A 25,166-nucleotide genomic window follows, 5' to 3' on the forward strand; every position below is an offset into this window, starting at 1 on the left:
GTGAATGTTTGAAACCATTTTTAAAAATTGCATTTAAAACATTCTGAAATCTAATAGGTTAAAAACAAGAAAGCCTTTTGTTAAAGGCTTCTTGTTAAATAGAATATGTCTTATTATTCAGCAGCGGCTTGCTCATTTATAGAACTCTCAGCCGCCTGGGTAAGCGCCTGGTCTGTAGCCTTTTCGTTTTCAAGCGTTTGGTTCAACAAATCAGCTACGTCTGTATGGCCCATGCACTCAGCGAATGTTCGCAAACTACCATAGGTTGCAATTTCGTAATGCTCAACTTTTTGGGCAGCAAGGATCAGCCCTGCATCACGGATCATAGTTCCCTTTTCTGTATCTTCCATAATTGAACCGGCCTCTTCGATCAGGCCTTTCATTGCCTCACAAGTTTTAGCTGCGGGTTTTTCACCCAGTAATTCAAACACCTGCTCAAGTCTAGCTACATGTTCCTGCGTTTCATTGCGATGCTTTTCGAAAGAAGCTGCAAGGTCGGGACTTGTTGCCGCTTTTTGCATTTTTTGCAGTGCTGGCACAAGGTGCTTTTCTGCCCAATAGATATCTTTTAATTCATCAACAAAAAATTCATGAAATTCTGAATCCTGCATTTTTCCGGTATTGCCGGTTTTTTTGTTTTGTGTTGCCATAGTAGTAGTAATTGTTTAAAAAATAATTGACTGTTAGTTTTATTAAAAATGGGGACCCGCAATTAAGCAAATCCCCTCCTCACTTTGAACGAACCGAACCGCTTACTTATGACTTTTTGAAGTCGAGCTGTTTGACTTTGACGAACCGCCTTTAGCGTTTTCTGATTTATTGCTAGCCTTTTTTGGAGACTCATTCTCCTTGCTGTGACTGTTTGATTTTGTAGTAGGCATAACTTTAAAATTTAATGTTTAACATTTGTTAGATAACTAGAAACATTAAAAACTATGCCGAAAGCAGATTAAAAATATATTAGAACTTAAATTTTTTAATAATTAATTATTTTTTATAGTCGATTGTATCTTTTTGAATTCGTGCGACTGGACAGTTGTACAGATAACATTACAAATAATTTTTTCTCAAACATTGGCAAGATCGGCTGTGTTTCTTATTTATGATCAATGAGATACAAATTAAAGGGAACGATATTTTTCCCGGCAACAAACTACCCGTAGTGCTATATAAGGGAATATTGAGTATTCCGGTATTATTTCCCGGAATACACGTGAAAAATATTTTCGAACGTAATAACTGGACAAATTCATGGGATTCGGGAATCTTTACCTACCATCATTATCACAGTACAACGCACGAAGTACTCGGTATTTACTCTGGCAGTGCGACAATTCAATTAGGTGGCGATGAAGGGCCGAAATTACTTTTAGAAAAAGGAGATGTATTAGTTATCCCTGCTGGCGTTGCACATAAAAACCTGGATGAAGAGGATGCTGTAGGTGTAATTGGCGCTTATCCAAATGGAAGAGATTACGATATGAATTATGGCAAACCAGGCGAACGGCCACAAACTGATGAAAACATCGCCGCATTACCAATTCCGGATACTGATCCCTTAGAAGGTGCTACAGGCGATTTGCCAAAAATCTGGCAGCGGAATAATGAATCAACGCAGGATAATAATGATCTGCGAAAAATTTATTCGGCTTCTGCCGGAAATCCGGGAGCAGATGATTATATAGATTCTGAGTAAAATAGAACGATGGATAAATTCCCGATAACTATAAAGAAAGAGGACGAGGTTTATCACTTCGATGTAGTTGACTATGTTCATCACACAGGAGAACACTGCCAGTTCGAAGTTTACCAAAACGGGCAGTTGGTAGCTTCATTTGAACCGGATGCACAGGACCATCTGCAGGTTTGCAAAAACAGCGGAAACCTTGACGAAACGCTGCTGCACCTGGTGGCCGATGAGATTGAAACTTATGATTGGTAAAGCTATGCCAATGCGCGCAATATGGACAGGGACAATTGGATTTGGACTGGTGAGTATACCAGTCAAGCTGTATTCTGCCGTTGAATCGAGCGAGCTAAGCTTTGATATGCTTGACAGCAGGGACCATTCGCGTATTCGGTTTTCGCGGATTAATGAGCGTACAAATAAAGAAGTTCCTTTTGACCAGATTGTGAAAGGATACAAACTAAACGACGAATATATTATCGTAGAAAAGAGTGACCTTGAAAAAGTTGCGCCCGAAAAGACCAAGGAGATCAATATTGAAGGGTTCATCGATCTACCGGACGTCAACCCGATGTATTTTGAAAAGTCATATTATACGGCTCCACAAACCAAAAACAATAAATCTTACGCACTATTGCTCGAATCTTTAAAAAAATCAAAGAAAGCCGGCCTGGCGAAATTTGTGTTGCGCAACCTGGAATCCCTTGTTGTAGTCTATCCGGTTAAAGATGTTATTGTAGTCAATACCATTCGTTTTGAACAAGAAATACGCGACACCTCTGATCTGAGTATCGATACCGATGTAAAACTTGCAAAGAAAGAGTTGGATATGGGTATTGCACTGGTCAATAGCTACGTTGCACCGTTCGACGTTTCGCAGTTTAAAAATGAATATCCCGCTGAGTTAATGAAGATCATCGAAGCTAAAGCCCGCGGTGAAAGGCCAAAGATCAAAAAGTTCAAACCCAAGAAACCAACCGGCGATTTGTATGATCAATTGATGAGCAGCCTTCAGATGCGGAAGGGTGCGTAGTAGATAATTAAATCAGTTTAATTTGTGCGTGATTAAGCTCTTCAATTAGTTTTCTGAAGAACTGGCTTTTGAAATCGGGTTCTACATAAATACTTTCAATCCAGATCAGGAGGCGCAATTCGACTGCGTTGGCAGATATGGAATTAATAAAGATTTCCTTTTCCCGCTGTTTAATCACATTTTCTGAACCATTGACAGCGTCGTCAATAATTTTGTACACCGCATTTAAATCTGAGGTCATGTCGACTTTAAACAATATTTCTGATTGAACCCATGCCGAATTAATCGTCCAGTTGGTGAAACGGTTAGATATCAGGTCACCGTTAGGAATGATCACTTCGGATCCTTGTTGTGTTAGCATTTTGCTGGCTCGTATGCCGATATCCTGAATTCTTCCCTTTTTATCAGCAAGCTCTACGAAATCACCGATTTGGAAGGGCTTTTCAAAAATCAGAATGATGCCGGAAACAAAATTATTAACGATGTTCTGCATACCTAAACCAATGCCAACGCTGAGCGCGCCAAGTACTACCGTCAATTTATCGATCGGAATTCCTGATGCAGTTACTGCAAGCAGTATGCCTATAACTGCTACGAGAAGACGCAGCAAGGTTAGTTTGGATCCCTTGTGCTCAACATGATCACTAAATGTTATAGACTTTTCGCCGAAAACGATTCCAATGTGTTTCTGCAGTAAATTTGATATATACAAGATCACTGCAAAAAACAACACATTTCCTAATGTAAAGCTTACACTGCCAAAACTGTGACGTTTGACAAGAACCTGGTGAATGAATTCAAATACGCCGCCAGCGATACTTAGATTGATCAGGAAGACCAGAAGCCAAAGTATTACAGAAACAACAGATAAGGCCCTGCGAAAAGAAACCCTTGTTTTGTTTACACTGATCCGTGAGAAAAAACCTTTTGTACATGCACTGACTTTGATCTGAAGTTCGAGTGCATCACTAAAAACTTGTATAAAAACAGCAAGTCCAATGATTTGCGTAAGCCCAACTATTGCGGCAAGACTGTAAATTTTTGCCAGGCTTACACGGCCGAATATGTTCAATAATATTGCCACCGCATTCAGCAATTCATAAATAAAAACAACCGGTCGTACAAACTTGCCAGCAATGCGTGCTTTTTTTATTTGGACAGTTAGGCGTAAGCCAAGATATAAGGATACTACGTTCATGGCTATCAAAAGCAACCGCATAAACACTGCTTCGTGAACGGCGGCGCCCGCAACAACGATCAGCAGGTATAGTATTACAATAAACAGCCAATAACGAAACTGCTTAGGCAACAGCTTCCGGCTAAACAAGATTGTAAGCACAGCCACTGACAAAAACTGGATGAGCTCGATATAAGGTGAAGGGGCATCCGGCTCGAATATAGGCACAACGTTCAATAATACGACTATTGCCGGAATGACCGGAACGCGATCCAGGTATACAAATTCAGGTGGACTCAGCTTTCCCCGTGCGGTTAGTTTATCGGCCTTTCGGAAATTGAAATATACCCAAAGAAAAAAGAGGGTGCCGAACATAAAAAGCAATATGCGATTTTCCCAACTAGAGCTTAAAAAATACCCAAGAATCTTTTGTTGACCCGCGTAGGATGATTCAAGCAGCGTACCAACGCTTTCCTGGCGACTTACCTGAGGCGCATCCCAGATGTAAGGCGATTCTTTTCCGATAATACTTTTACCGGATGCTTCAAGACGTTCGCTTATGTTAGCTTCTAAACCAGTCACGTCAAGATATACCGCTGAAACTGCCGCCAGCAAACGACTTACCGTATTCAAACTCGCGGAGTTAGCTTTACCTGCGGCCTGCAGCTTTAATTTGGTATCGATGAGTTGCCCTGTATAAAGCTGCTTCCCGGTGGTGTCGTGGACGTTAACAGATAACACAGATAACAATGTATCGTTACTTAACGCAACCACCTCTTTTGACAGGCGCTGCAAATCATTACTGACTTTGCTTAATGATTTTTGCCAGTTAAGTAATTTCTCCTCAGAATTATTGAGTATCAGGTTGTAGCTAACCAACGTCTTCGGATCAATAGTTTTTTGTGGGAAACGAACGTCCGCTTTAATCGGCGCAATATCATTACGGATATCAGCAAGATCGGCGCGGACCTCAGCAGATCCATACCCCCTTTGGTTCGATGCATTGATCTCTGTGATAGCAGCCTGTGCTTTCTGAAGCTTGAACAAGAGCGTATCAGGAATACTTTGTCCCGAGTCGTTCTTCAAGGTCACCTTGCCAGGCGTTTGTGTAAAGGCACGCCTAACACCGCCTGTTATAAACAAGCCGGTCAATATTAAAACGAAAGTAAATTTGCGCATATAAGCCTAACAAACAAGCTTAATTTCTGTTGCCAATCTTCGCGAACACTGTGTTAACATGGTTGGTAATCAATCTTCCAATATGTCTTCAAAATAATAACGTATAGCTGGAAAATATTTACCGAGCAACTTCCAGCCAAAATGTAAAATCCAAACAAGTAAACCGATAATAGCCGCAATGATCAGTGCCATTATAAAGCCTGTTTTGAAGGAAAGCTCCATCAGTCCGCAGCCGGAAAGTGAAAAGAATGCAATAAAGCCTGCAAGGATTAATAATTGTTTTTTCATAGTCAGGTGATTTCCTGAATAACAACATGCAACCAAAATGGTTGATGCGGAAAATACCTGGAATTTCATCAGATATAAGACAACCACCAGTAGGAATGCGACCTTTTATAATTACCATACCATTTACATGGATAATACAAAAGGACAATCACCAGCCACCAAAACAAGTATACTGCCCATAACGGAAATCCGAATCCGGCAGCCTGCCAAACTAACGGGTTTCCGTCAGATTTAAAACGGAGACCTGAAAAAATAATGAGCAAAAAGTTCAGCAAGCGGAGCAGGCAAATATGAACGATGAAATAGAAGTAAGGTACATTACCATATACGCGGCATATATCGCTTAATCGGTTATTCCACTTTTCAGCAAGAGAAAGAAAGATCATGACCGGACCTAGTGTCATACAAAAAAACAGCAAAGAAGGCGGTTGTTTAGAGGCATTTAGAAAAGACAAAAACGTGTGAGCAGCATTCCTTTGCGTAGACCATGGCTGTGGATCGCCATAACTATTAATGAGCCTGAGGACAATGAATAATATACAAACTGCCACGCCTGTCCGAAGCAAAAATGTTTGTCTTTTCTTACTGTCATAGCCTGTCCGGTACAATGCCCCAAAAACATAGCCCAAAAGCACAGCACCTGACCAGGGAATAAAAGCATATAATTGAACGATGGCGTGGTTACCGCCAAGTGGAATAACTGAACCGACAGCAGTAAATAGCATCGTGATTGGAACCCCAATGCCTGTTTGGGGCAACGGAATATAATCCAGTACATTGTGCCCGAAAATAATGATCAGTGAGATTGCCGCAATAACCCTGGCATTGAGCTTTAATAACAACGCAAGTAATATCATACCAAAGCCAATGGCTGATAACACTTCGAGCACGAACATATGATACAATGGATCAAATGAAAACAACAAGCTTATCAGAACCAGGTCGGAAAGTATAAGCCAGGTACCGCGTGTAAACAAAAATCGTCGTAACTCAGCAGGTGTTCGTTTTTGTCCCGCAAGAAAAACTGACACACCGCTAAGGAATACGAATGTCGGCGCACAAAAATGGGTTGTCCACCGCGTGAAAAACAAGATAACCGTTGTAGTTTGCATGTTCAGTGGCGATGGACCGGGAAAATGTAAGAAATCCCGTGAATGATCAAGCGTCATGATGATCATGATCAGCCCCCGTACGATGTCAATAGAATGAATGCGTTGTTTCATGCTGCAATGTGATTTGACTGGTTCAAGTCGTCGTCCCTCTTTACGTCTACAATATACAACAAGTGATGCTTTAGTAGTAAATGATATAATAACAACTCACAGGCAGAAAAATAGCTATGCATATAATTATCAGAACTTTTTGATTGTACAACTTGTTCATTCGACAATGAAGCCTTTGAAGCTCATTTATCAAACCATGGTAGACACGCTCAATCAGTCCCAGCTCATAAGCTATTTTGTGGACCATCTTAACCGCATTTATTGCGCAAAGGAGCATATCGTCGCGCGGTTTCCTGTGTTTGCGAAGCATGCCAGCTTCAAAGACATCCGTTATGCAATTGAAGAGACTGTAGAGGATATAGAAAAGCAAATCGAACGGATGCGACACATCTACAAATTACTGTCCGTTCAGCCTGAAACAGGGCCTTGCCTTGGCCTTACAGCTTTGCTGGATGAAGCCGCGGCAGCTATTAAACAAGAGACAGATGACATTATGTTGCGTGATATGGCCATTTTATTTTATCTGCAAAATATCGAAAGTACCGAAGTAGGATCATTCCAGGTGTTAAAGATGGTGGCCAGAAAAATCGGTAATGAAGAGATCAATCAGCTATTATTGGAAAATTTTGATGAATCCCGGGACGACCGTAACTTACTTTTGCAGTTGACTGACAAATATTTGCCGAAAGGAATTTGAGCGCCCCGCTTAGTTCTCCATTTATGGGTCTATGGATGTAGACGGACTATTTATTTATATGATCCTTACGTATTTATCTCATATCATTCAGGTATTTTACGCACAAACATCTGCTGCCGGGTTCGCGTTCCTTCTTAATAGTCAGTTTACAATAAACCTTTATGAAACCACGTAGAAATTTAAGCAGCAAGGAGGCGGGCATCAGGTGAATTCATTCGCTGTTTCGCCTTGGGCCGTCGCAGTTCAGTCCTTTGTAGATAATACAGATAATTGTTTATATCGTAAAAGCTGCAAAGATTATCAATTTGACATTTTTTGTACTCCCGATGTGTTATGCATCGCGGTGAGGGGGCCTAGAACTATCCAAATGTTGTTGACGCCAGTTTATTCGCCAGACAGCGGATTGGTTCTCAAAATATTAAAGGAGGATAAGGGCGCATTGCATGTAAAGCTTCAATCAGCCATTGGAAAATTTGACGTCACGATCAACTGGCCCGACCAGGATTTTAGATCATTGCGCTACACTACCTTGTTTACACCAGCATCAGATCTGTTCATCCCTTTCTGGCCAAAAGACATCGTTGTGAAAGGCGAAGGTTCAGTTCCCAAAGGCGAGATATTGGTTCAACAAGTTGGTACGCGATCAGGTATGCTGTATTGTACTTTTACAAAGCCGCGCGGTGGCTCCTTCCTATATCTTCAGAATCTCACCGCGCTGGCAGATTATTGCCAGTTAACAGAGACATCTGTTGCCGCTTCGGTAACCGGACGGTGGCCTGAGATGGGATTTTCGTTACCTCCCGCGAACAAAAAACCGTTGCCGTCCGGGAAAAAAATAACAATATCTGATGCAATTGTAGTTTTCGATCCGAAGACCCCAACGGATGAAGGAACGATGACCCGGCAGTTCCTTGACCTGCTTGCAAATGCTTATCTCCTATTGCCAAAACCGGAAACCAAATTTCACGATTGGCCTGACATACTCGGCAAGGGGCTTAAAGATTTGCTCGATAATTCAGGATGCTGGTCCCACGTAAAAGGCAGGGAATATTTTAACGCATACGTATCAGATTACAAGACTCCCCCCGAAATTATGGTACAGTTGGCGGTTATCCTGCCGTTATTAGATTACCAGGAATGGAATGGACAAAAGATACCGGTGATAAATGAGGTAAAAAATAACCTGTCGGAATTTTATAACCCGAAGCTAAAAACGGTGACTCGCTGGCTTCCAGCTGCTAAGGAAATGCTGGACGGCGGGGAAGAACAGAAGAACCCCAATGTCATGGATTCCTGGTACCTGCATCACCCGCTGCTTAACTTATCGCGGCTTGCCATTAAAGCAGATGAGACAGCAAAGAATCTATTTTTCGACTCGATTGATTACGCGATTAAAGTTGCCAGGAAATTTAATTATCAATGGCCGGTGTTTTACCAGATGGAAACTCTGGAAGTGATAAAGCCGGAAACCGTTCCGGGAAAAGGCGGCGAAAAGGACGTGCCAGGGGCTTACGCGCATGTCATGTTACAAGCGTACGAGCTCACGAAAGACAAGCAGTACCTCGAGGAAGCTGAAAAAGCGGCACAAACATTAAAAGGCATGGGCTTCGAATTATTCTACCAGGCCAATAATACCGCATTTTCAGCGGGTGCTATGATCAGATTATACAAGCTAACCGGCAAACAAGATTACCTCGATCTTAGCTACTTATGCCTTGTTAATCTGTTTCGTAACTGCAGATTATGGGATTGTAACTATGGTTATGGAAAGCATTTTCCTTCATTCTTTACATTGTTTCCGTTAAACGATGCGCCTTATACTGCGGTATATGAGGAGCAAGAGGTTTTCTGTGCGCTTTACGATTATCTCGAGCACGCTGAAGGTGTCGACCTGCTGCCATCAGCGATGTTACTAATCTGCGAATATGTTCGTTACCTGGTAAGTCGAGCGGTGTACTATTATCCAACAATGCTGCCAAAGGAAATGTTGGCTAACAAACAGCAAACCGGCGAATTAGACCCCAAACTCTGGATCGCTTTGGAGGATTTGCACGATGGCTGGGAAAAATGCGGACAGGTGGGACAGGAAGTTTACGGTGCCGGCAATGCATTTGGGATTCTTCCGAGATTATACTATCGGATCAGCGGTGACGATTGGCTGATTTGTTGCGACTATCCTCTTGCACAATATAAATGCAAAGGCAAAAAGGCAACGTTCCACATTCATGGAGACAGCCGGCTCACTTGCCGCCTGTCTATCGTTCCAAATAAACAACAGCAATTGCCTGAAATTACGATCAAGTCAACTAGCCAAGAACTACCATTAGAAGGTAATTTATTTAAAGACGGTCATCTGGAATACATTATTCCCGGGAATCAGGATGTTGAAATAACCTGGAAGAGTTAGTTTATAATAACAAGAAATTACAACTATTTCTTGCGCATATTGGCCTTTTCCTTCCCGGTGTCCATTTTGTCGGTGTCGGCAGGTTTACCTCTGTCGAGCAAGGTGTCCTTATTACTGGCATCACCGCCGAGGGTTGTAGTTGTGTCTCTTTTACTGTTAGCATTATTTCCGGTACAAGCTGACATTCCAGCGGTGACCAGTAATGATATGATCAGGATATAAATTTGCTTTTTCATGCAGACAGGTATTTAGTTAATCGTTTATATATTAACCCTTATCATGAGCAAACAGTTCCCCGTATAAACACCTGTTTTTAAGAGAAAAATACTGCTTTTTCGACTTATCAACCTGTCTTTTTTGATTCAGGCTCTACGCATACCCATTCCTTTGCCGTGTGGAATTCTGAGATAGAATAACTTGATATTTGCCCATGAAATAAAGGCCTTAATACTTCATAAGCACGTCTCACCCATTTTTCATTTGACACAATCGCCATGCGTTCGCATTTATAACTTGTTTTCATACAGTCAAGTAAAGCTTCAACGGCCATCAGTCGGCAGGGATGTCTCTACCAATACCAGGAAGTTAACGCATTGAAATTCCCTGGTAACTTCATCCGCACGTGTTATCACTATCTCCTCATATTGTTTCCTGCTTACATCACCCTGGGCTTTATAAGCAGCAACATAGGGCGGAAATCCTTTCAATAATTCAATCATAATATTTAACTAACAACCGCGATTTTGTTTAGGTTTTAGCCGTTGCGAATAGCATAGAATCAAAATTGAAATCAATAATGTAAATAGAAACAGTATAAGATTATTATGGTTAATTTAATTAAAGGTGTGCTTGTAAAAAATCACCATAATATTAAAAACCTTAATTTATGATACAATCGCGGGATAGTGTAAAAGATATATGGGGTGAGCGAAAGCCTTATTACGGAGAGTGGCCGGAAAGAGTCGATCAAAATCTTGATGCAGAGCCCGATAATTGGGTTAAATCTGCCTGCGTATTGTGCTCCAATGGCTGCGGTTTGGATATCGCTGTTAAAGACGGCTGTATTGTAGGTGTAAGAGGCCGGGCTGAAGACAGGGTTAATCATGGCAGGCTCGGGCCAAAGGGGCTTCATAGCTGGGTGGCTAACAATAGTCAGGAACGACTTACCAAACCATTAATCAGAAAAGAGGGTAAGTTGGTAGAAACCACGTGGGAAGAAGCGATGAACCTGATCGTCGCAAAGTCCAAAGAAATTATAGCCAAACAGACCGGCCTCGGCATTGGATTTTACACATCAGGGCAGTTATTCCTGGAGGAATATTACACATTGGGTGTTATCGGAAAGGCAGGCATAGGAACCCCGCATATGGACGGTAATACCCGTCTTTGCACCGCCACCTCTGCAGCAGCGCTGAAGGAGTCATTTGGCTCAGATGGCCAGCCCGGATCGTACACGGACCTTGATACTGCGGATACCATCCTTAATTGCGGGCATAATATAGCATCACAGCAAACGGTATTATGGAGCAGAATATTGGATCGATTAGCTGGCCCGAATCCTCCGAAGATTATCGTCATTGATCCCAGGACTACTTTTACGGCCGAAAAAGCGACGGTCCATCTTGCTCCGCGTGTAGGTACGAATATCCCGGTTTTAAACGGGCTGCTGAATTTGATTATTCAATCAGGCAATATTGATCAGGATTATATAGATCAGCATACTGTTGGCTATGATGAACTGGTTAAAGTTGTTTCAAAATGGACGCCTCAGCGCGTAGAAGAAGTAAGCGGTGTACCTCAATCTAAATTAAAAGAAGCTGCTGCCCTGCTTGCGCAAACAAAGACTTTAGTTTCGACCGTATTGCAGGGATTCTACCAGTCAATGCAGGCGACTGCCGCCTCTGTACAGGTTAATAACCTGCATTTGATCAGGGGATTGATCGGCCGCGACGGCTGTGGAATTTATCAAATGAATGGCCAGCCCACCGCGCAGAATACGCGCGAGTGCGGAGCGGATGGTGATTTGCCTGCCTTTAGAAACTGGAGCAATCAGCAACACGTTTCAGACCTTGCCAGGATATGGAATGTGGAGGTAGATAAAATTCCGCACTGGGCGCCGCCAACACATGCCATGCAAATATGGCGCTATGCTGAACAGGGGTCGATAAAATTATTATGGATCAGCGGGACAAACCCGGCGGTATCGATGCCGGAACTGGCACGCATAAGAAAAATACTGAACAAGGACGATTTATTTGTTATTGTACAGGACGCTTTTATGACCGAGACCTGTGAACATGCCGATATTGTATTACCCGCCGCCATTTGGGGCGAAAAAACCGGTTGTTTTACCAACGTTGACCGCACCGTTCATATATCGCATAAAGCGGTGGATCCGCCGGGTGACGCAAGGTCTGATCTTGATATTTTTATAGAGTATGCACGAAGGATGGATTTCAGAGATAAGGACAATAAACCCTTGATAAAATGGACCGATGCCGAGGGTGCATTCGAAGGTTGGAAAGCATGCAGCAAGGGACGCCCCTGTGACTACAGTGGAATGAGTTACGAAAAATTAAGCGGGGGGAGTGGTATACAATGGCCCTGTAATGAAAAATATCCAAACGGGCTAAGGCATTTATACATTGACGGCACTTTTAACACCAATATCGATTATTGTGAAAGTTATGGGCACGACCTGGAAACCGGGGCCGCTGTTACAGAACAAGAATATAAATTACAAAATCCTAACGGGAAAGCGTTTATTAAAGCAGCTGATTATAAACCACCCCATGAACTGCCTGACGACGACTACCCTTTCATGCTGACGACGGGCAGAGTAGTATACCATTTTCATACACGCACTAAAACGGGACGGTCAAAAGAACTGAATGAAGCGGCGCCGGACGCCTTTGTACAAATATCGGAAGCAGATGCTGCCGGCCTGGGTATTGCAGATGGCGACATGATAGAAATAGAATCGCGCCGTGGAAAAGTCATTGAACCCGCAAGGATCGGGGATATAGAACCGGGCCTGGTATTTATCCCATTTCATTATGGCTATTGGGACAAGCCAGGGCGTTTGCGGGCAGCGAATGAACTTACTATTACTGAATGGGACCCTGTGAGTAAACAACCTCATTTTAAATATTCTGCAGTAAAAATCAGAAAAGCCGGACAGGGAATTTTAAATAAGATAGAAAATGTAATTGAAGATGTCGCAACAGCAGTCAACTTAAAATTGTAATTATAATGCATATAGGTACCTACATACAATTAGTTCATCAAAGTGAAAAGGATTTGGCAAAGGCTTTTCATTACGTTGCTGAAGCTCATAAGGCGGAGCCTGACATCTTTGGAATGTCTAACACATTGGCAGGATGGTCAGAGGAATTATATAACAAATTACAGCCTATGACGGAAAAATATGGAAAAGAGGATGATTCCGAAGCCGACCGTCTTCTTCACGCTTTTTTCGATCAAAAGCGAAAAGGTTCACTTTCGCTTTTACAAGACCTTCAGGATCTTTGGTTAATGGCCAATGAAGCTAATGTTTCCGCCATCATTCTCGGGCAGGCCGCCTTTGGTTTAAGGGATGAAAACTTAATCGCGTTATGTGAAGAAATTGAGCAAAAATCAAAACGACAGGCTGCCTGGCTGCTGACCAGGATCAAATCGTCTGCGCCCCAAACATTGATTGCGGCCAGTTGAATGAGGACTAGTACTAAGCGACTTTATTATTTCTGAAAAAATTGTTATTTAGTCGTCGATTCATCCAATAAAATTTGCTGTAGCTTTTTAGTAGCCGGACCGGTAAGCACTATTCCGTCAATATCGTAACGGGCTCCATGACAGGGGCAATCCCATGTTTTTTCTGCATTGTTCCAGGCTATGATACAACCGGCATGGGTGCACACCGGATTTAGTGTATGAAGAAGGCTATTCTTATCTCTATATACAGCGATCTTTTTGCCATCCACTTCAAGCACTTTCCCACTATTAGGAGCAACTTCCGCCAATGAGTCCACAGATTCTATAGCTAAACGGTCAGCGACGAAATGATAGGCTACATCCGCATTTTCTGAAACGAATTCGCTAAAACCAGCAATCGGCTTTATCCTGGAAGGACTAAACAGATCTGCATATGGGTTTTCTCGCCCTGATATAAGATCAGCCAGAATTTTTGCTGACACAGTTCCCAGCATCATACCATTCCCATTGTAGCCCGTGGCACAATAAATACCTTCGTCTGAAAATGGAATTTGGCCCACATAAGGCAACCCGTCGGCAGGTATGTAGTATTGAGATGACCATTTGTATTCGACTGACAACACATCATAATATTGACGTACATATTTTTCCAATTCCTCGAAACACTTTTCCGGCTGTTCGTGACCTGTTTTATGATCGTTACCGCCGACAAGCAGCAGAGGCTGACCATCTATCACATGCGTTCTTACATAATGGTAAGGTTCCTGCATATCGTAAATCAACGCATCGGGATAAGCGCCATTAAGTTTTACAGCAATCACGTAACTTCTGTATGGGGCGCATTCAAAGTTGAATACGTTGATATTCGGCGGCAGATGAGTAGCATAAATGACATTCCGGGCACGAATATTTATAGGAGCAGCAATGTGCATATTGCCTTCCTCTGTCAATTTATCAATCGGTGTATTCTCTAAAATTATACCGCCTGCTGCCTCATAAGCTTTTTGCAATCCCTGCAGATATTTCAAGGGATGGAATTGTGCTTGCCCGTCAAACAGCAATGCCCGTTGGTATGCAACCGTGTCGGGACATTTTGACTATAGACCACTCTTACATCAGCCTTCAGCGAAGATTTATATATACCATCTAACTGCTTGGTTTGATCGTCATTCTCCGAATAAATGTACCCGGGCTTTTCTTCATAATCGCACTCAATTTGATACGACTTTATATTTTCCCTGATCAGGTCGATCCCTTCCTGGACTGCTTGCGCAAACAATTTGGCTTCTGCTTCTCCGAAATCGCTTTCGACATCTTTATAAGTAGCATCTGCAAAAGTGTTAATATGTGCGCTTGTTCCACCGGTAGTACCAAAACCAACCGAATGCGCTTCGGCTATTATCGTTTTTTTGCCTTCGGTTTGCAGGAGCAATGCGGCTGTCAGGCCTGTGATCCCGGCGCCAATAATAAGACAATCATAATCTGCGGTTTGAGGTAATTGATCAACAACGTTTAAACCTTCATCGATCTGCTGCCATGGGCTTTTGCAGTTCCCATCTCTTGTATTAATATTTATCATATTAATTGGACAGATAAGAATGGCTTTTAGTTTTCCAGCACTTGCTTTTTAATGAATGTAATAGTCGATTCGGGCAGCGTATCTCCTGACAACTGTCGGATGTTACCACCATCTTCGATTTTTAGTCGGGCATCAAACATTTCATCGATTGTAACATCCAGTAAAGCGCCTCTTCTTCTGACGTAGCATTATAATTCACGTCCGGCGTAGCTTATCGAAAATAAGTGAGCACTTATTTTATTTGTGTTGATTGAAGTGTCCATAATTGAGATCTATTTAAGTTCTGTTACTGTGCTGGCCGCGATACGCAGCCGGCAAAGCGCCATTATTTTTACCATCTGGTGTTTCAAGTGGAGCGTGGGGAGCAGATTGTTCTTCGACAGTGTTTATACCAGCCTGCATATCTGCCTGAGACAATTCATCTTTAGAGATTTGTGTATGCTTAGTCGTATTTTTATTGTTGTGTCTTTTCATTTAATTAAAATTAAATAAGTTAGTTACTGCAACCGAGTGCCATAGTCTGAATTTAGCACGCTGCAAGTCCGAGACAGTTATATAATACTGAAACTCCGTTTGCAGTACGTGACTATATTTTTCTGCTATAGTTGTACTTTCTTCCGCCGATATCTTCTCCCCTGTTCATTGAACAGACGTGAATTAAAGCAGTTTAACAGATAAATACGTATTTTAATTGCGTATTATACTGTGTTTGAAATGCTCACTTACCCGAAAAAGACTATTAGCAGCATAACAGGCTCGGCTGGCTTGTTGCATCATGCGTAAGATATGTGAGGTAATTCATCAAGACATTAAAATAACGGTCAGAACATCTCGATGTCAAGGTTGTTGAATCTTTCATGGAGCGTTATTTTTCAGGCACCAGCAATCTTGTCCTGCCAGTTAAGAATAAAAGTTATTTTCCCCCAGAGTTTCAAAATCAAACACGGCTAACTTATTATGCCTCGTTGTTCAATTCCATCGAGATCAATGCCAGCTTTTACCGAATGCCCATTGCCCGTACCGTAATCAAATGGTCAAATGAAGTTCAAAATAACTTTAGGTTCTCCTTTAAACTTATACAACATGTAACACATATGCAAAAACAGCAATTAGATATGCGGCCTATTACCGCATTCATGACTGCTATCAGCGCAATCCACAAAAGAGGCTGTTTACTTATTCAGCTACCTCCAAAATTTGGACCGGATATTATGCAATTGACAAATTTATTGGCTGAATTACAGCATTATGATTGGCCGATTGCAATTGAGTTTCGTCATCCAGGTTGGTATAATACGCAGGTTTTTGATCTGCTTACTCAATTTAATGCTGCAATGGTATTGCACGACATGCGTAAATCAGCCGCACCGATGATAAATACTTCTGAAACACATGTCTATATTAGATTTCATGGCCCGGAAGGTGGTTATCGGGGAAGTTATCCCGATGATTATCTCTATGAATATGCAGGTTATATTCATGACTGGGTTTCTGAAGGTAAAGACGTCTACTGTTATTTTAATAACACACTGGGAGCGGCAGTCCAAAACCTGCAAACCCTTGATCATTTTGTCGAAATCCTTTAAACCAGACAAATGTACGCCCGAATACACGCAGGGAGATGCCTGTCCCGGTTCATCCGGATGTGGCACGATATTCGTATTTCGCATAATCTATCAAAAAGAAAAACATTATGTCAACAACAACCCATGCAATAGGCGTATTGAACGACCTGATCGAATTAAACAATGACCGTGTAGCCGGTTTTGAAAAAGCAATTGCAGACATTAAAGATGAGAACATTGACCTGAAGGAGCTTTTTCAGCGATATGCTGAACAAAGCCGCCGGAATGGGCAGGAATTAGCGGCGCTCGTTGGCGATGCAGATGAAGTTGAAACCGGAAACAGCGTAAGCGGCACCTTACACCGCGCCTGGATCGATGTTAAATCTTTATTTGGTGGGAGTACCCGCGAAAGTATTCTTTCAGAAGCAGAACGCGGCGAGGACGCAATTAAAAAAGCTTACCAGGATGCCCTGCGTGATGGCGAACTGCCTCGTGATGCTTATGAAACGGTTAGAAATCAATCGATAGAGATCAATTCAGCACACGATCAGATCAAGGCCTTGCGCGACAGCGCAAGCATTTAAAACAACTAAGTGTTTCCAAAAAGCCGCATTTAAAATGCGGCTTTTTACTTTCTTTTCAGTTTTGTGCCGTTAGGCTTAGTTACCTTACTTAGTCTGCCGGCTGCATACGATTTACGGGCATTGAATGCTATTAGTTTGGCTTGCTGATTCTCTTCCGCTGCGTCGATCGAATGGGTGCAGGTGATATCGTCTTCTTTTTCAGCAAGGTCTGAGAGCTGGATATAAAAGCGATAAAGCTGATCCAGTTCTGCCTCACTCAAATCCTCGATGTTAACCATACGGTTACTAGTGCCTTGATGTGAAGCTATCAATTCATTGAGTTTTAGATGTATTGCTTTGGAATCCTTATTCTGTGCTTTCTGGATAAGGAATACCATCAGGAAAGTAATGATGGTTGTACCGGTATTGATCACCAGTTGCCAGGTTTCCGAGTAATGAAATACCGGCCCGGTCACAGCCCAAAGAATCACTGTTGCAGCAGCAAGAATGAAAGCCGCTGAACTACCTGTAGCTGTTGTGGCCCAATCGGAGAAACGTTCAAAATAATTCTTTTTCTTTTTCATACTCACTATCAATTATCGTTCACTATTGCTTTTCGTTTACGTTGCTTATTTACACTGTGGCTTTTTAAAAAATTGTAGGTTAGGCTAAAGCCCATATATTGAGCGCTCCGACTATCGTTTGTCCCATCGACAAACATATAGCCCTGCGTGACAGCAATAGCGACATTTGCGCTGATATTAAAATTGATGCTATTGCATATCTCGGTCATCAAGCCTTGTTTGGCGTTGATAACATAACCGCCTCCAAGGCATAGCGCTTCCGCGAAACGCCCTTTTGAGAAAACATTGATTGTCGGGCGGAACTCAATATAGTGACAAGTATCCTGGTATTTGGACGAAAGCAACCCGGTAGAAATGCCGATGTCAAATATGCCATAAGTGCGCCCAAATTCTATGGCCGGTGCAAAGCGTTTTGCAAAGCCACCTTTGGCATTGACAAATACATTCGTGTTGAAAGAAGCATAATAATATCTGGGCTCCTTGTTTTCCTTCGATGTATCTGATTCGATAGTCGTGTCTTTCTTAGCCACATGGCCGACCAGCACGGGCTTTGCAGTTGCCGGGATATTTTGCGCTGCTACAGAAAGCCCTAATAAAATAATTAATAAAGTAAGGTATATTCTCATTCCGGGTGATTTTCGTCTATATGGCGGTGTAATTGTTGTATATCAGTCGTTTCCTTCATTTCTTCCAATTCAGGATCCTTTTTATCAATGCCCATCTTTTTTTGTATCTCATGCAGCATCTCCAGCATTTTTGTGATCTCGGTCTCTGCTTTTATATTGATCTCAAATTCTACTTGTTCTCTTACTTTTTCAATCCTGCGCTGCCGCTTTTGGCTGATCAAAACACAAACGGAAAGGATGATAGCAAAGATGGATAATACGCTATCAAGTCCATTGAATGGAAAAGGGTCAAAAGGCCGTAGTATTGGTAACCAGCCAAGATTCCAGGCAAGATAAAAAATAAGGAACAGCAGGCTAAAAACAAGGAATCCAACACTTCCGAAAAAATCAGTAATAGTAATAGCTGCCCTTTCGAGCCAGGTTTGCCTGGTTTCAAGAGATGATCTGATCTTTTCGCTACTGGTTTTTCTTCGCATAAAAAGAATATTTTTATCAAATCAGGTACTTTCCTGAGTATTTATACTAAAGCCTTTGTCTATTGATATCCTTAAGTTTGTTAGTGATTTTGCGTTTTAAAATTTTTAAGATTTGGTTAAGAGCCCCGATACGCGAGATAGAAGGGCTTAGTTTTATCTGGTTAATTCACTACTTACTTTTACCGATCTCATGCTTTGGCGGTACTAAGCTTACATTCTGAGCTTCTTCTTTTTGCTCGATATGCACTGCAAATTCTGCCGGTTCAATACGCACGCCGTAAAAGTCTGCATAAGCCCTGGTAAACTCAGCGCCGAAGTAAAGTATGGCCGATGTATAATAGATCCATAAAAGAATTACGATCAGAGATCCAGCAGCGCTATAAGTTGAACTTGTTCCTGATTTGGCAATATAGATACCAATCACCAACCTGCCAATCATAAACAATATTGCCGTAAAAATTGCGCCAGGCCGAACGTCCTTCCATTTCATTTTAGCATCAGGAAGTACCTTGAAAATCACTGCGAATAGTATAGTTATTACCACGAAACTTACTATCAAATTCACAAGGTTGAAAATGACCACTGTAATATTCGGCAGAAATGTTTTTAATTTATCACTTAGAGCAAGTAATGCTCCATTCAAAATCAGCGAAACCAATAACAAAAACCCCAGCGTAACAATCATCGAACCTGATAACAGGCGGTTCTTAATCAGCTTGACCCAAGCCGCTTTCGGTTTAGGCTTTACCTGCCAGATCAAGTTAATGGACTCCTGTATTTCACCGAATACGGTTGTTGCCCCGACCAGCAGGGTAATGACGCCTATGATAACTGACAATGTTGATTTGCCCGAGAGTTCAATATGGGTGATCATATCCTGGATCTGTTTGGCCGAATCAGCACCAACGATACCGTTAATCTCCTCAAATAATCTTCCCTGAATTGCATCCCGACCAAGGAAAATTCCTGCCAGTGAGATTATCAGCAATAATAGCGGCGCCAATGAAAATATAGTATAATAAGCTAGTGATGCACTATATTTTAAAGCCAGGTCATCAATAAACCCATTCATCGCCGCCTTCAATATGGTAAAGCCGTTTTTGAAAGCTGACTTTGTAAAATAAGTCTTGATTGCATCCATGACTATCGTTTAAAGGTAATTCTGCTTTAATCACTCGGAAGAAATGACAGAGGCTGCATCTTCAGATTGCCCTGTTGAACTTGAATCATTTATTGTGATGCCGGGCAACTGTATGCGAATTTTTCCATTTGAAAACTCTGGGGCAAATTGTTTCCTGAGTTGTCCCTCGATTTCTTCTTTAAAATAAGGGCAACAAACTTTAACAATGGCTGTTTCGTCCGCCATAGACGTAGAAATACCCATATGGTGAATAAAACAAAATTCGCCGGACAGTTTTTGGCTGATTTGGAAAGATAGTAGCATAAATAAATGTTTTTTAACTGCCTATTCAACAGGCTTATCCAGCTTTTGTTTAAAGCCAAGAGGAGATTTTATCTTTTTATGAAAATAACTTAACTACAAATATTATGCTTTAACCCCATTAGCTAACGGCAGACTAAACCAAAATGTACTGCCCTTGCCCAACTCGCTTTCGACACCCATTCGGCCGCCATGTCTGCGTACAATTTCAGCACTGATAAACAAACCTAAGCCAAGACCAGGGCTGTTGAAGGGTGATTTTTCCGCCTGATAATAACGTTCGAAAATACGGTGCAGTTTGTCCGGTGGGATGCCCGGACCACAGTCGGTCACACTGATCTTAGCCGTTCGTCCTTGCCTCTGGATACGCAACTTAATGTCCTTAGAATCCGGTGCATATTTTACCGCATTATTCACCAGGTTAACGATTACGCGGTCAATCGCGGCTTCATCGGCGAACACATTTAAGTCTTTATCGCCTGTAATAACTAAATTGTGTTTTGTAGTAATACTGATATGATTACAGCAACCATTGATCAGCTCAAAAACCTTCACACTTTTTTGATTCAACGGAAGCTGCGCCTCGTTGATCCGCCTGACATTGAGCAGGTCATCCACAAGTGTGCTCACCTTATGCATGCTTTTGTTAGCCTGCCGGATAAAATGGTGAAATTTTTCGCTGGTGCGATCATCCTTTGTACGATCAATAAGTTGGAGAGATGCCTTCAAGGCAGTGAGCGGGCTCTTAAGTTCGTGGCTTGCAATACTAATAAAATCGTCTTTTTCCTGTTGTAATTTTTTTAAGTTGTCAATTCCGGCAGCTATTACTGCCCAAAGGTCTGCTTTATTACTATCGCTGTAAAGTGGTTGCAGCCTGACCAAAAACCATCGGTAGGTATTATCTTTTGCCCTTAGCCGCGTTTCAAGCTCTCCGGGTTGATTACCGGCAAGTATTTCGGTAAGGCAGTTTAACATTTGCTGAAGATCATCCGGATGAACTACATCCTGCCAATCTAAAAGTCTGCTTTCAGAATTGGGCAAGCCTGTATAGTCGCACCAGCGTTTGTTATAAAATTCCGTTCTTCCGTCACGGGCCATCGTCCAGGTAATTTCAGGCAAAGCATTTAATATTGACTTAAAGCGCTGCTCGCTGGCCTTTATTTCCCTGGTACGTAAGAGCACCTTCATCTCGAGCTTTTCGTTCATTTCCCGCAGGCGCAACTGAGATTCAGTCAGCCGCTGATGAGCTTGCTTAAGTTCTTCATGGAGCCTTATTTCCTCCTCTCTTGCGGCTTCAGCATCTTTCCTCATTCTTTCATTTTCAGTCACATTTAGCAAAGTGCATAATAGTAAGGCGACGCGTGAGGCACCGACAATAGGGGTAACAGTTATTTGCCATGATGATCGCTCCGGCTCTCCGGCTGGGCCAGAGCTCTGAAAGTGAAGAAGCGGCAGGTCTACGTAACTGCGTGTTTTCACCGCTTTATTAAGACTGTTCTTTAACACGCCAAACTGCGCATCGCTTTGTTGGTCAAAAGGTTGAAAAATATCGAATATGCTACGACCAACAGTACCGGAAAGATCTCTTCCGGTAACTTTTTCAAATTGCTGATTAAATTCAATAAGCGTATAAGCAGGAGAATCAGCCCGAAGAATGCAAAGCGGAGTGTTCGCCTGTTGAAAAACAGTGAAAAACAGCGTGTCGCTCAAAGCACCGTCAGTCTCCACAATAACACCTTTATATAAAGAAACATATGAGCCCTGTTAAGGTTTTTTCAGGACATGAATGATTGTTCCCATTATCGTACAAATAATCTAAGTGTACTTATGGTTTTAAAGTATTGTCTTCTATTACATCCGCTTTTGGTGTACGCAAAATGCGAAGAAGCAACCACGCGAGGCTTGAAAATAATATGGCTGTGAACACACTCTTTGGCTTTTGAATATCGTTCAGATTCATTATCGTTCCTTTATAGTGCAACAAGCCACACTTTACCTGGTTCTCAAAAGATCATTACGTCAAATACGGGTTTTCAACGTTTGAAATACGTGTTATTCAGAAAAGCTGATTGGGATATACCCGCATTGAAACCAGTACTCTCAAATACTTGTTAATCTAACATGAAAATACAATCACAAACTCTTCAAATCCGAAACTGTAATTGCCTATCCTATCAGAAAAAGAGGGTTCATATTTGTCTGATTTTGTTATGGCAACGTTGATTGAACGCTTACAAACATTCAATGCACCATTATTGCCTGATATGGTGCAGCGAAAATACGATGCCCTGGCAGAAAACCCGTTCCGTTTCTTCAGAGGCACATGCCATTTGTTTTATGAAGATCTGGCCGCGGCTTCTCCTCTGCCCCTTTCGCCACACGCATGGATCTGCGGTGACCTTCACATTGAAAATTTTGGCAGTTATAAGGGTGATAATCATCTGGTTTATTTCGATCTCAATGATTTTGATGAAGCCGTGCTCGCACCTGCTGCCTGGGAACTGGCAAGAATGGTAACCAGCATCTGCGTAGCTTTCGATACCCTGAACATTGATGCAGAAGTGTCGAGGCGAATGATGAACTTATACCTCGACAGTTACGCACGTACACTGGCTGAAGGTAAAGCACGCAGTATAGAGCCCCGCACCGCTAAAGGTATTGTTTGCGATTTCCTTGAAGCGGCAGCTGCAACGGGTTACAGGCACTTATTAAAAAAACGAACAGTGAGTAAGAAAAAGACCTTATTATTGTCATTAGAGGATGAACGGCATTTCAAACTGGATAAAGATCTGCGCCGCGAGCTTGCCGCACACCTTCAGGAATGGGTGGCTGAAAGCAGTGACGGCCCTTATCATTACAAAGTAAAAAGCGCTGTATTCAGGCTTGCAGGGACCGGTAGCCTCGGCGTTAAACGTTATCTTTTCTTGCTCAAAAGCACTAACACTAAAAATCATTACTTACTTCTTGACATGAAAGAATGCAGGCCACCTTCACTACTGCCTTATCTTCCGGTTCAGCAGTTGCAATGGAAGGACGATGCCGAACGGGTAACACAAATTCAAAAAAGGATGCAATATGCACCTGCCGCTCTGCTCAGTACGACAGTATTCCGCGATACGCCATTTTTGATCCAGGAACTTCAGCCAGTTAAGGACACAATAAAGTTCAAGCTTCTAAAGGATGAATACCGCAATCTTTACCAGGTTATTGACGATATGGGCATGCTGACGGCCTCGACCCAGCTGCGTAGCGGTGGTATGCAGGGCTCGTCAAACATTGATGAATTTATGGCCTTTGGCAAAGACCGTGGTTGGCAACAGGCGGTAATTGATTACGCATTTAGCTATTGTGAACAAGTAAAATCCGACTACGACGAATTTTGTAAATCGAAAGAGTTGCTTCAAAATAGTTGAAGCAACTATATTAATTTCCAGCATTTGCCTTATCATGCACAATACGTGGTCCTTTATTACTGTTTGCTGTTTCGTCAAGTGCTATACGCTCGTGTTGGTATGGAATCTCAATGTTCCGAAAGCCCACCTGTGTTAGCTTATCAGCAAAATGCTGCTGGACGGGATATTCCCCATGTACCAGGAATATTTTTTTCACTTGTGCAGGATCCTGACAAGATAAAAATTCCAACAGGTCTTCGTAATCACCATGCGCGCTCATGGATTTGATTGACCTGACCTCGCAATCCACGTTATAAGTCCGGTCAAAAATATGCACCGTTCTATCCCCTCTTAATAACTGACCACCCAGAGATGAAGGCTCGCAATAGCCGACTATTAATATCGTATTTCTGCTGTTTTCAATATTGTAACGGATATGATGTCGTACACGGCCTGCTTCTGCCATACCCGACGCCGAAATAATAACGCAAGGTCTTGGATCCGTGTTTAAAGCTACTGACTCGGCAGTTGAAGCAACGAAGCGCAAGCCTTTAAAGCTGAAAGGATCCGCATCTATCTTCATTGTTTCGCCAACGGCACGATTAAATTCCTCCGGATGTTCCTTTAGTATTTGGGTTGCCTGGTCTGCCAGCGGACTATCGACATAGTATGGTACATCCGGAAGCCTGCCCTGCAATTCAAGTGAGTTTAAAGCATATAATATTTCCTGTGTGCGTCCTACACTGAAAGCCGGGATAATAACCTTACCATGCCGTATTGTACAGGTGTGCTGAATGATATCATGAAGTGCATTTTCTATTGGCTTTAAATCTTTGTGCAGACTATCACCATAAGTAGACTCCATGATAATATAGTCGGCCTGCAAAAATTTCTGAGGATTCTTTAAAAGGATGTCGCCATATCTGCCGACATCCCCGCTATATGTTATTCGTGTCTCTTTTCCGTCTTCAATAATTGAAAGATGTATCGCAGCGCTTCCCAGCAGATGGCCGGCATCAGTAAAAAGCACCTTAACATCATTTGTAAGGTTGTATTGCTCCTTGTACTCTAATATCTTAAAAAGCCGTAATGCAGCCATGGCGTCATCTTCCGTGTAAAGCGGCTCAACACCAGCCTCCTTTGCATCCGACTCCTGGATCCTTGCCGCATCTGCCATCAGAATGCGCGCAAGATTCATCGTCGAAGGTGTGCAAACTATATGCCCGTTAAAACCCTCGGCAACCAGCCTTGGAATCAAGCCGCAGTGATCGATATGTGCATGTGAAAGAAGAAGATGGTCCACCTTTTTTGGATTGAATCCAAAATGACCATTAAGATCATCAGCATCCCGAACGCCCTGGAAAAGCCCGCAATCAAGAAGAATATTTGTACCGTTTTTTAGCTGAATGAGGTGTTTGCTTCCCGTAACCTGTCGGGCAGCTCCGTGAAAAGTGATATACATATGTAAGATTTATAACATCCGTATCGATAAAAAGTTCAGGCGACAAGCACGAATCTGCCATTAAAAAATATCCTCT

29 protein-coding genes are annotated in these 25,166 nt (G+C 42.3%); 10 read left to right on the forward strand and 19 right to left on the reverse strand.

All coding sequences use genetic code 11. The features are described from left to right. Positions 1-113: 113 nt before the first annotated feature. Entirely contained in the window at positions 114-650 is a 537-nt protein-coding gene (locus VIM89_RS09465) for a YciE/YciF ferroxidase family protein (protein WP_488155913.1), read from the reverse strand. 102 nt (positions 651-752) lie between these two features. Beyond that, complete coding sequence (locus tag VIM89_RS09470) at positions 753-881, reverse strand: hypothetical protein (RefSeq protein WP_488155914.1); 129 nt, start codon at positions 879-881, stop codon at positions 753-755. 221 nt (positions 882-1,102) lie between these two features. Between VIM89_RS09470 and VIM89_RS09475 the strand changes: the two genes are divergently transcribed. The 3 genes from VIM89_RS09475 to ku are packed head-to-tail and all read left to right on the forward strand — an operon-like array spanning position 1,103 to position 2,720. Continuing rightward, positions 1,103-1,696 carry a hypothetical protein gene (locus tag VIM89_RS09475; protein ID WP_488155915.1) on the forward strand — a complete coding sequence of 198 codons (594 nt, stop codon included), beginning with the start codon at positions 1,103-1,105 and terminating at the stop codon, positions 1,694-1,696. A 9-nt stretch (positions 1,697-1,705) separates the two neighbouring features. After that, on the forward strand, positions 1,706-1,942 hold the full coding sequence (locus VIM89_RS09480; protein ID WP_488155916.1) for a hypothetical protein: 237 nt from the start codon (positions 1,706-1,708) through the stop codon (positions 1,940-1,942). After that, complete coding sequence (gene ku, locus VIM89_RS09485; RefSeq protein ID WP_488155917.1) at positions 1,917-2,720, forward strand: non-homologous end joining protein Ku; 804 nt, start codon at positions 1,917-1,919, stop codon at positions 2,718-2,720. The genes VIM89_RS09480 and ku overlap by 26 nt, the downstream gene beginning before the upstream one ends. A gap of 7 nt (positions 2,721-2,727) precedes the next feature. Here the strand turns inward: ku and VIM89_RS09490 are convergent, their stop codons facing one another. The 3 genes from VIM89_RS09490 to VIM89_RS09500 form a co-directional block, all read right to left on the reverse strand. Further along, on the reverse strand, positions 2,728-5,076 hold the full coding sequence (locus VIM89_RS09490; protein WP_488155918.1) for a mechanosensitive ion channel family protein: 2,349 nt from the start codon (positions 5,074-5,076) through the stop codon (positions 2,728-2,730). A gap of 69 nt (positions 5,077-5,145) precedes the next feature. After that, positions 5,146-5,364, reverse strand: coding sequence for a lipoprotein (locus VIM89_RS09495; RefSeq protein WP_488155919.1), 219 nt, complete (start codon positions 5,362-5,364; stop codon positions 5,146-5,148). Between the two features lie 68 nt (positions 5,365-5,432). Further along, the gene (locus VIM89_RS09500; protein WP_488155920.1) at positions 5,433-6,587 is read right to left on the reverse strand and encodes an acetyltransferase domain-containing protein; all 1,155 of its coding nucleotides are present in this window, start codon (positions 6,585-6,587) and stop codon (positions 5,433-5,435) included. Between the two features lie 166 nt (positions 6,588-6,753). On the opposite strand from VIM89_RS09500, the gene VIM89_RS09505 reads away from it, so the two are divergent. Both VIM89_RS09505 and VIM89_RS09510 read left to right on the forward strand, forming a co-directional pair. Beyond that, positions 6,754-7,284, forward strand: coding sequence for a DUF892 family protein (locus VIM89_RS09505; RefSeq protein ID WP_488155921.1), 531 nt, complete (start codon positions 6,754-6,756; stop codon positions 7,282-7,284). 367 nt (positions 7,285-7,651) lie between these two features. Then, positions 7,652-9,691, forward strand: coding sequence for a hypothetical protein (locus VIM89_RS09510; protein WP_488155922.1), 2,040 nt, complete (start codon positions 7,652-7,654; stop codon positions 9,689-9,691). A gap of 23 nt (positions 9,692-9,714) precedes the next feature. Here VIM89_RS09510 and VIM89_RS09515 read toward each other — a convergent pair whose 3' ends face one another. The 3 genes from VIM89_RS09515 to VIM89_RS09525 all read right to left on the reverse strand — a co-directional run bounded on the left by VIM89_RS09515 (position 9,715) and on the right by VIM89_RS09525 (position 10,410). After that, positions 9,715-9,927, reverse strand: a complete 213-nt coding sequence (locus tag VIM89_RS09515; RefSeq protein ID WP_488155923.1) for a hypothetical protein — start codon at positions 9,925-9,927, stop codon at positions 9,715-9,717. A gap of 107 nt (positions 9,928-10,034) precedes the next feature. Further along, positions 10,035-10,214: a SpoIIAA family protein gene (locus VIM89_RS09520; RefSeq protein WP_488155924.1), complete on the reverse strand. Its 180-nt coding sequence runs from the start codon at positions 10,212-10,214 to the stop codon at positions 10,035-10,037. 16 nt (positions 10,215-10,230) lie between these two features. Beyond that, positions 10,231-10,410, reverse strand: coding sequence for a hypothetical protein (locus VIM89_RS09525; RefSeq protein WP_488155925.1), 180 nt, complete (start codon positions 10,408-10,410; stop codon positions 10,231-10,233). 167 nt (positions 10,411-10,577) lie between these two features. On the opposite strand from VIM89_RS09525, the gene VIM89_RS09530 reads away from it, so the two are divergent. After that, positions 10,578-12,938 carry a molybdopterin oxidoreductase family protein gene (locus VIM89_RS09530; protein WP_488155926.1) on the forward strand — a complete coding sequence of 787 codons (2,361 nt, stop codon included), beginning with the start codon at positions 10,578-10,580 and terminating at the stop codon, positions 12,936-12,938. 5 nt (positions 12,939-12,943) lie between these two features. Then, entirely contained in the window at positions 12,944-13,402 is a 459-nt protein-coding gene (locus VIM89_RS09535; RefSeq protein WP_488155927.1) for a hypothetical protein, read from the forward strand. Between the two features lie 44 nt (positions 13,403-13,446). On the opposite strand, the gene VIM89_RS09540 is transcribed toward VIM89_RS09535, so the two are convergent. The 3 genes from VIM89_RS09540 to VIM89_RS09550 all read right to left on the reverse strand — a co-directional run bounded on the left by VIM89_RS09540 (position 13,447) and on the right by VIM89_RS09550 (position 15,455). After that, positions 13,447-14,430 (reverse strand): FAD-dependent oxidoreductase, encoded by a 984-nt coding sequence (locus tag VIM89_RS09540; RefSeq protein WP_488155928.1) that lies wholly within the window; start codon positions 14,428-14,430, stop codon positions 13,447-13,449. Next, entirely contained in the window at positions 14,427-14,981 is a 555-nt protein-coding gene (locus VIM89_RS09545; RefSeq protein WP_488155929.1) for an NAD(P)/FAD-dependent oxidoreductase, read from the reverse strand. The genes VIM89_RS09540 and VIM89_RS09545 overlap by 4 nt, the downstream gene beginning before the upstream one ends. A gap of 276 nt (positions 14,982-15,257) precedes the next feature. Continuing rightward, positions 15,258-15,455 (reverse strand): hypothetical protein, encoded by a 198-nt coding sequence (locus VIM89_RS09550; RefSeq protein WP_488155930.1) that lies wholly within the window; start codon positions 15,453-15,455, stop codon positions 15,258-15,260. Positions 15,456-15,838: 383 nt separating this feature from the next. Between VIM89_RS09550 and VIM89_RS09555 the strand changes: the two genes are divergently transcribed. Continuing rightward, a complete protein-coding gene (locus VIM89_RS09555; protein WP_488155931.1) occupies positions 15,839-16,567 on the forward strand; it encodes a DUF72 domain-containing protein in 729 nt (242 codons plus the stop codon). Positions 16,568-16,674: 107 nt separating this feature from the next. Continuing rightward, positions 16,675-17,130 (forward strand): ferritin-like domain-containing protein, encoded by a 456-nt coding sequence (locus tag VIM89_RS09560; protein ID WP_488155932.1) that lies wholly within the window; start codon positions 16,675-16,677, stop codon positions 17,128-17,130. A 44-nt stretch (positions 17,131-17,174) separates the two neighbouring features. On the opposite strand, the gene VIM89_RS09565 is transcribed toward VIM89_RS09560, so the two are convergent. From VIM89_RS09565 to VIM89_RS09595, 7 genes are all read right to left on the reverse strand, one after another. After that, positions 17,175-17,693, reverse strand: a complete 519-nt coding sequence (locus tag VIM89_RS09565; RefSeq protein WP_488155933.1) for a low affinity iron permease family protein — start codon at positions 17,691-17,693, stop codon at positions 17,175-17,177. Between the two features lie 8 nt (positions 17,694-17,701). Next, positions 17,702-18,319: a hypothetical protein gene (locus VIM89_RS09570; RefSeq protein WP_488155934.1), complete on the reverse strand. Its 618-nt coding sequence runs from the start codon at positions 18,317-18,319 to the stop codon at positions 17,702-17,704. Then, the gene (locus VIM89_RS09575) at positions 18,316-18,795 is read right to left on the reverse strand and encodes a DUF1003 domain-containing protein (RefSeq protein WP_488155935.1); all 480 of its coding nucleotides are present in this window, start codon (positions 18,793-18,795) and stop codon (positions 18,316-18,318) included. The genes VIM89_RS09570 and VIM89_RS09575 overlap by 4 nt, the downstream gene beginning before the upstream one ends. Positions 18,796-18,964: 169 nt before the next feature. Next, positions 18,965-19,936, reverse strand: a complete 972-nt coding sequence (locus tag VIM89_RS09580; RefSeq protein WP_488155936.1) for a YihY/virulence factor BrkB family protein — start codon at positions 19,934-19,936, stop codon at positions 18,965-18,967. Positions 19,937-19,966: 30 nt separating this feature from the next. Beyond that, complete coding sequence (locus tag VIM89_RS09585; RefSeq protein WP_488155937.1) at positions 19,967-20,239, reverse strand: hypothetical protein; 273 nt, start codon at positions 20,237-20,239, stop codon at positions 19,967-19,969. Positions 20,240-20,341: 102 nt separating this feature from the next. Then, a complete protein-coding gene (locus VIM89_RS09590; protein WP_488155938.1) occupies positions 20,342-21,964 on the reverse strand; it encodes a PAS domain-containing sensor histidine kinase in 1,623 nt (540 codons plus the stop codon). A gap of 97 nt (positions 21,965-22,061) precedes the next feature. After that, entirely contained in the window at positions 22,062-22,196 is a 135-nt protein-coding gene (locus tag VIM89_RS09595; RefSeq protein ID WP_488155939.1) for a hypothetical protein, read from the reverse strand. Positions 22,197-22,446: 250 nt separating this feature from the next. Here VIM89_RS09595 and VIM89_RS09600 point away from each other — a divergent pair, with 250 nt between their 5' ends. Beyond that, the gene (locus VIM89_RS09600; RefSeq protein ID WP_488155940.1) at positions 22,447-23,649 is read left to right on the forward strand and encodes a DUF2252 domain-containing protein; all 1,203 of its coding nucleotides are present in this window, start codon (positions 22,447-22,449) and stop codon (positions 23,647-23,649) included. 10 nt (positions 23,650-23,659) lie between these two features. Here the strand turns inward: VIM89_RS09600 and VIM89_RS09605 are convergent, their stop codons facing one another. After that, on the reverse strand, positions 23,660-25,090 hold the full coding sequence (locus VIM89_RS09605; RefSeq protein WP_488155941.1) for an MBL fold metallo-hydrolase RNA specificity domain-containing protein: 1,431 nt from the start codon (positions 25,088-25,090) through the stop codon (positions 23,660-23,662). Between the last annotated feature and the right edge of the window lie 76 nt (positions 25,091-25,166).

The sequence above is a fragment of the Mucilaginibacter sp. genome, assembly GCF_036568825.1.
GTDB lineage: Bacteria > Bacteroidota > Bacteroidia > Sphingobacteriales > Sphingobacteriaceae > Mucilaginibacter.

Excerpts from the sequence above, each read along its gene's own strand:
- VIM89_RS09465 (WP_488155913.1), bottom strand. The coding sequence starts at position 650 with ATGGCAACACAAAACAAAAAAACCGGCAATACCGGAAAAATGCAGGAT.
- VIM89_RS09470 (WP_488155914.1), bottom strand. The coding sequence starts at position 881 with ATGCCTACTACAAAATCAAACAGTCACAGCAAGGAGAATGAGTCTCCA.
- VIM89_RS09475 (WP_488155915.1), top strand. The coding sequence starts at position 1,103 with ATGATCAATGAGATACAAATTAAAGGGAACGATATTTTTCCCGGCAAC.
- VIM89_RS09480 (WP_488155916.1), top strand. The coding sequence starts at position 1,706 with ATGGATAAATTCCCGATAACTATAAAGAAAGAGGACGAGGTTTATCAC.
- ku (WP_488155917.1), top strand. The coding sequence starts at position 1,917 with ATGAGATTGAAACTTATGATTGGTAAAGCTATGCCAATGCGCGCAATA.
- VIM89_RS09490 (WP_488155918.1), bottom strand. The coding sequence starts at position 5,076 with ATGCGCAAATTTACTTTCGTTTTAATATTGACCGGCTTGTTTATAACA.
- VIM89_RS09495 (WP_488155919.1), bottom strand. The coding sequence starts at position 5,364 with ATGAAAAAACAATTATTAATCCTTGCAGGCTTTATTGCATTCTTTTCA.
- VIM89_RS09500 (WP_488155920.1), bottom strand. The coding sequence starts at position 6,587 with ATGAAACAACGCATTCATTCTATTGACATCGTACGGGGGCTGATCATG.
- VIM89_RS09505 (WP_488155921.1), top strand. The coding sequence starts at position 6,754 with ATGAAGCCTTTGAAGCTCATTTATCAAACCATGGTAGACACGCTCAAT.
- VIM89_RS09510 (WP_488155922.1), top strand. The coding sequence starts at position 7,652 with ATGTTGTTGACGCCAGTTTATTCGCCAGACAGCGGATTGGTTCTCAAA.
- VIM89_RS09515 (WP_488155923.1), bottom strand. The coding sequence starts at position 9,927 with ATGAAAAAGCAAATTTATATCCTGATCATATCATTACTGGTCACCGCT.
- VIM89_RS09520 (WP_488155924.1), bottom strand. The coding sequence starts at position 10,214 with ATGAAAACAAGTTATAAATGCGAACGCATGGCGATTGTGTCAAATGAA.
- VIM89_RS09525 (WP_488155925.1), bottom strand. The coding sequence starts at position 10,410 with ATGATTGAATTATTGAAAGGATTTCCGCCCTATGTTGCTGCTTATAAA.
- VIM89_RS09530 (WP_488155926.1), top strand. The coding sequence starts at position 10,578 with ATGATACAATCGCGGGATAGTGTAAAAGATATATGGGGTGAGCGAAAG.
- VIM89_RS09535 (WP_488155927.1), top strand. The coding sequence starts at position 12,944 with ATGCATATAGGTACCTACATACAATTAGTTCATCAAAGTGAAAAGGAT.
- VIM89_RS09545 (WP_488155929.1), bottom strand. The coding sequence starts at position 14,981 with ATGATAAATATTAATACAAGAGATGGGAACTGCAAAAGCCCATGGCAG.
- VIM89_RS09550 (WP_488155930.1), bottom strand. The coding sequence starts at position 15,455 with ATGAAAAGACACAACAATAAAAATACGACTAAGCATACACAAATCTCT.
- VIM89_RS09555 (WP_488155931.1), top strand. The coding sequence starts at position 15,839 with ATGGAGCGTTATTTTTCAGGCACCAGCAATCTTGTCCTGCCAGTTAAG.
- VIM89_RS09560 (WP_488155932.1), top strand. The coding sequence starts at position 16,675 with ATGTCAACAACAACCCATGCAATAGGCGTATTGAACGACCTGATCGAA.
- VIM89_RS09565 (WP_488155933.1), bottom strand. The coding sequence starts at position 17,693 with ATGAAAAAGAAAAAGAATTATTTTGAACGTTTCTCCGATTGGGCCACA.
- VIM89_RS09570 (WP_488155934.1), bottom strand. The coding sequence starts at position 18,319 with ATGAGAATATACCTTACTTTATTAATTATTTTATTAGGGCTTTCTGTA.
- VIM89_RS09575 (WP_488155935.1), bottom strand. The coding sequence starts at position 18,795 with ATGCGAAGAAAAACCAGTAGCGAAAAGATCAGATCATCTCTTGAAACC.
- VIM89_RS09580 (WP_488155936.1), bottom strand. The coding sequence starts at position 19,936 with ATGGATGCAATCAAGACTTATTTTACAAAGTCAGCTTTCAAAAACGGC.
- VIM89_RS09585 (WP_488155937.1), bottom strand. The coding sequence starts at position 20,239 with ATGCTACTATCTTTCCAAATCAGCCAAAAACTGTCCGGCGAATTTTGT.
- VIM89_RS09595 (WP_488155939.1), bottom strand. The coding sequence starts at position 22,196 with ATGAATCTGAACGATATTCAAAAGCCAAAGAGTGTGTTCACAGCCATA.
- VIM89_RS09600 (WP_488155940.1), top strand. The coding sequence starts at position 22,447 with ATGGCAACGTTGATTGAACGCTTACAAACATTCAATGCACCATTATTG.
- VIM89_RS09605 (WP_488155941.1), bottom strand. The coding sequence starts at position 25,090 with ATGTATATCACTTTTCACGGAGCTGCCCGACAGGTTACGGGAAGCAAA.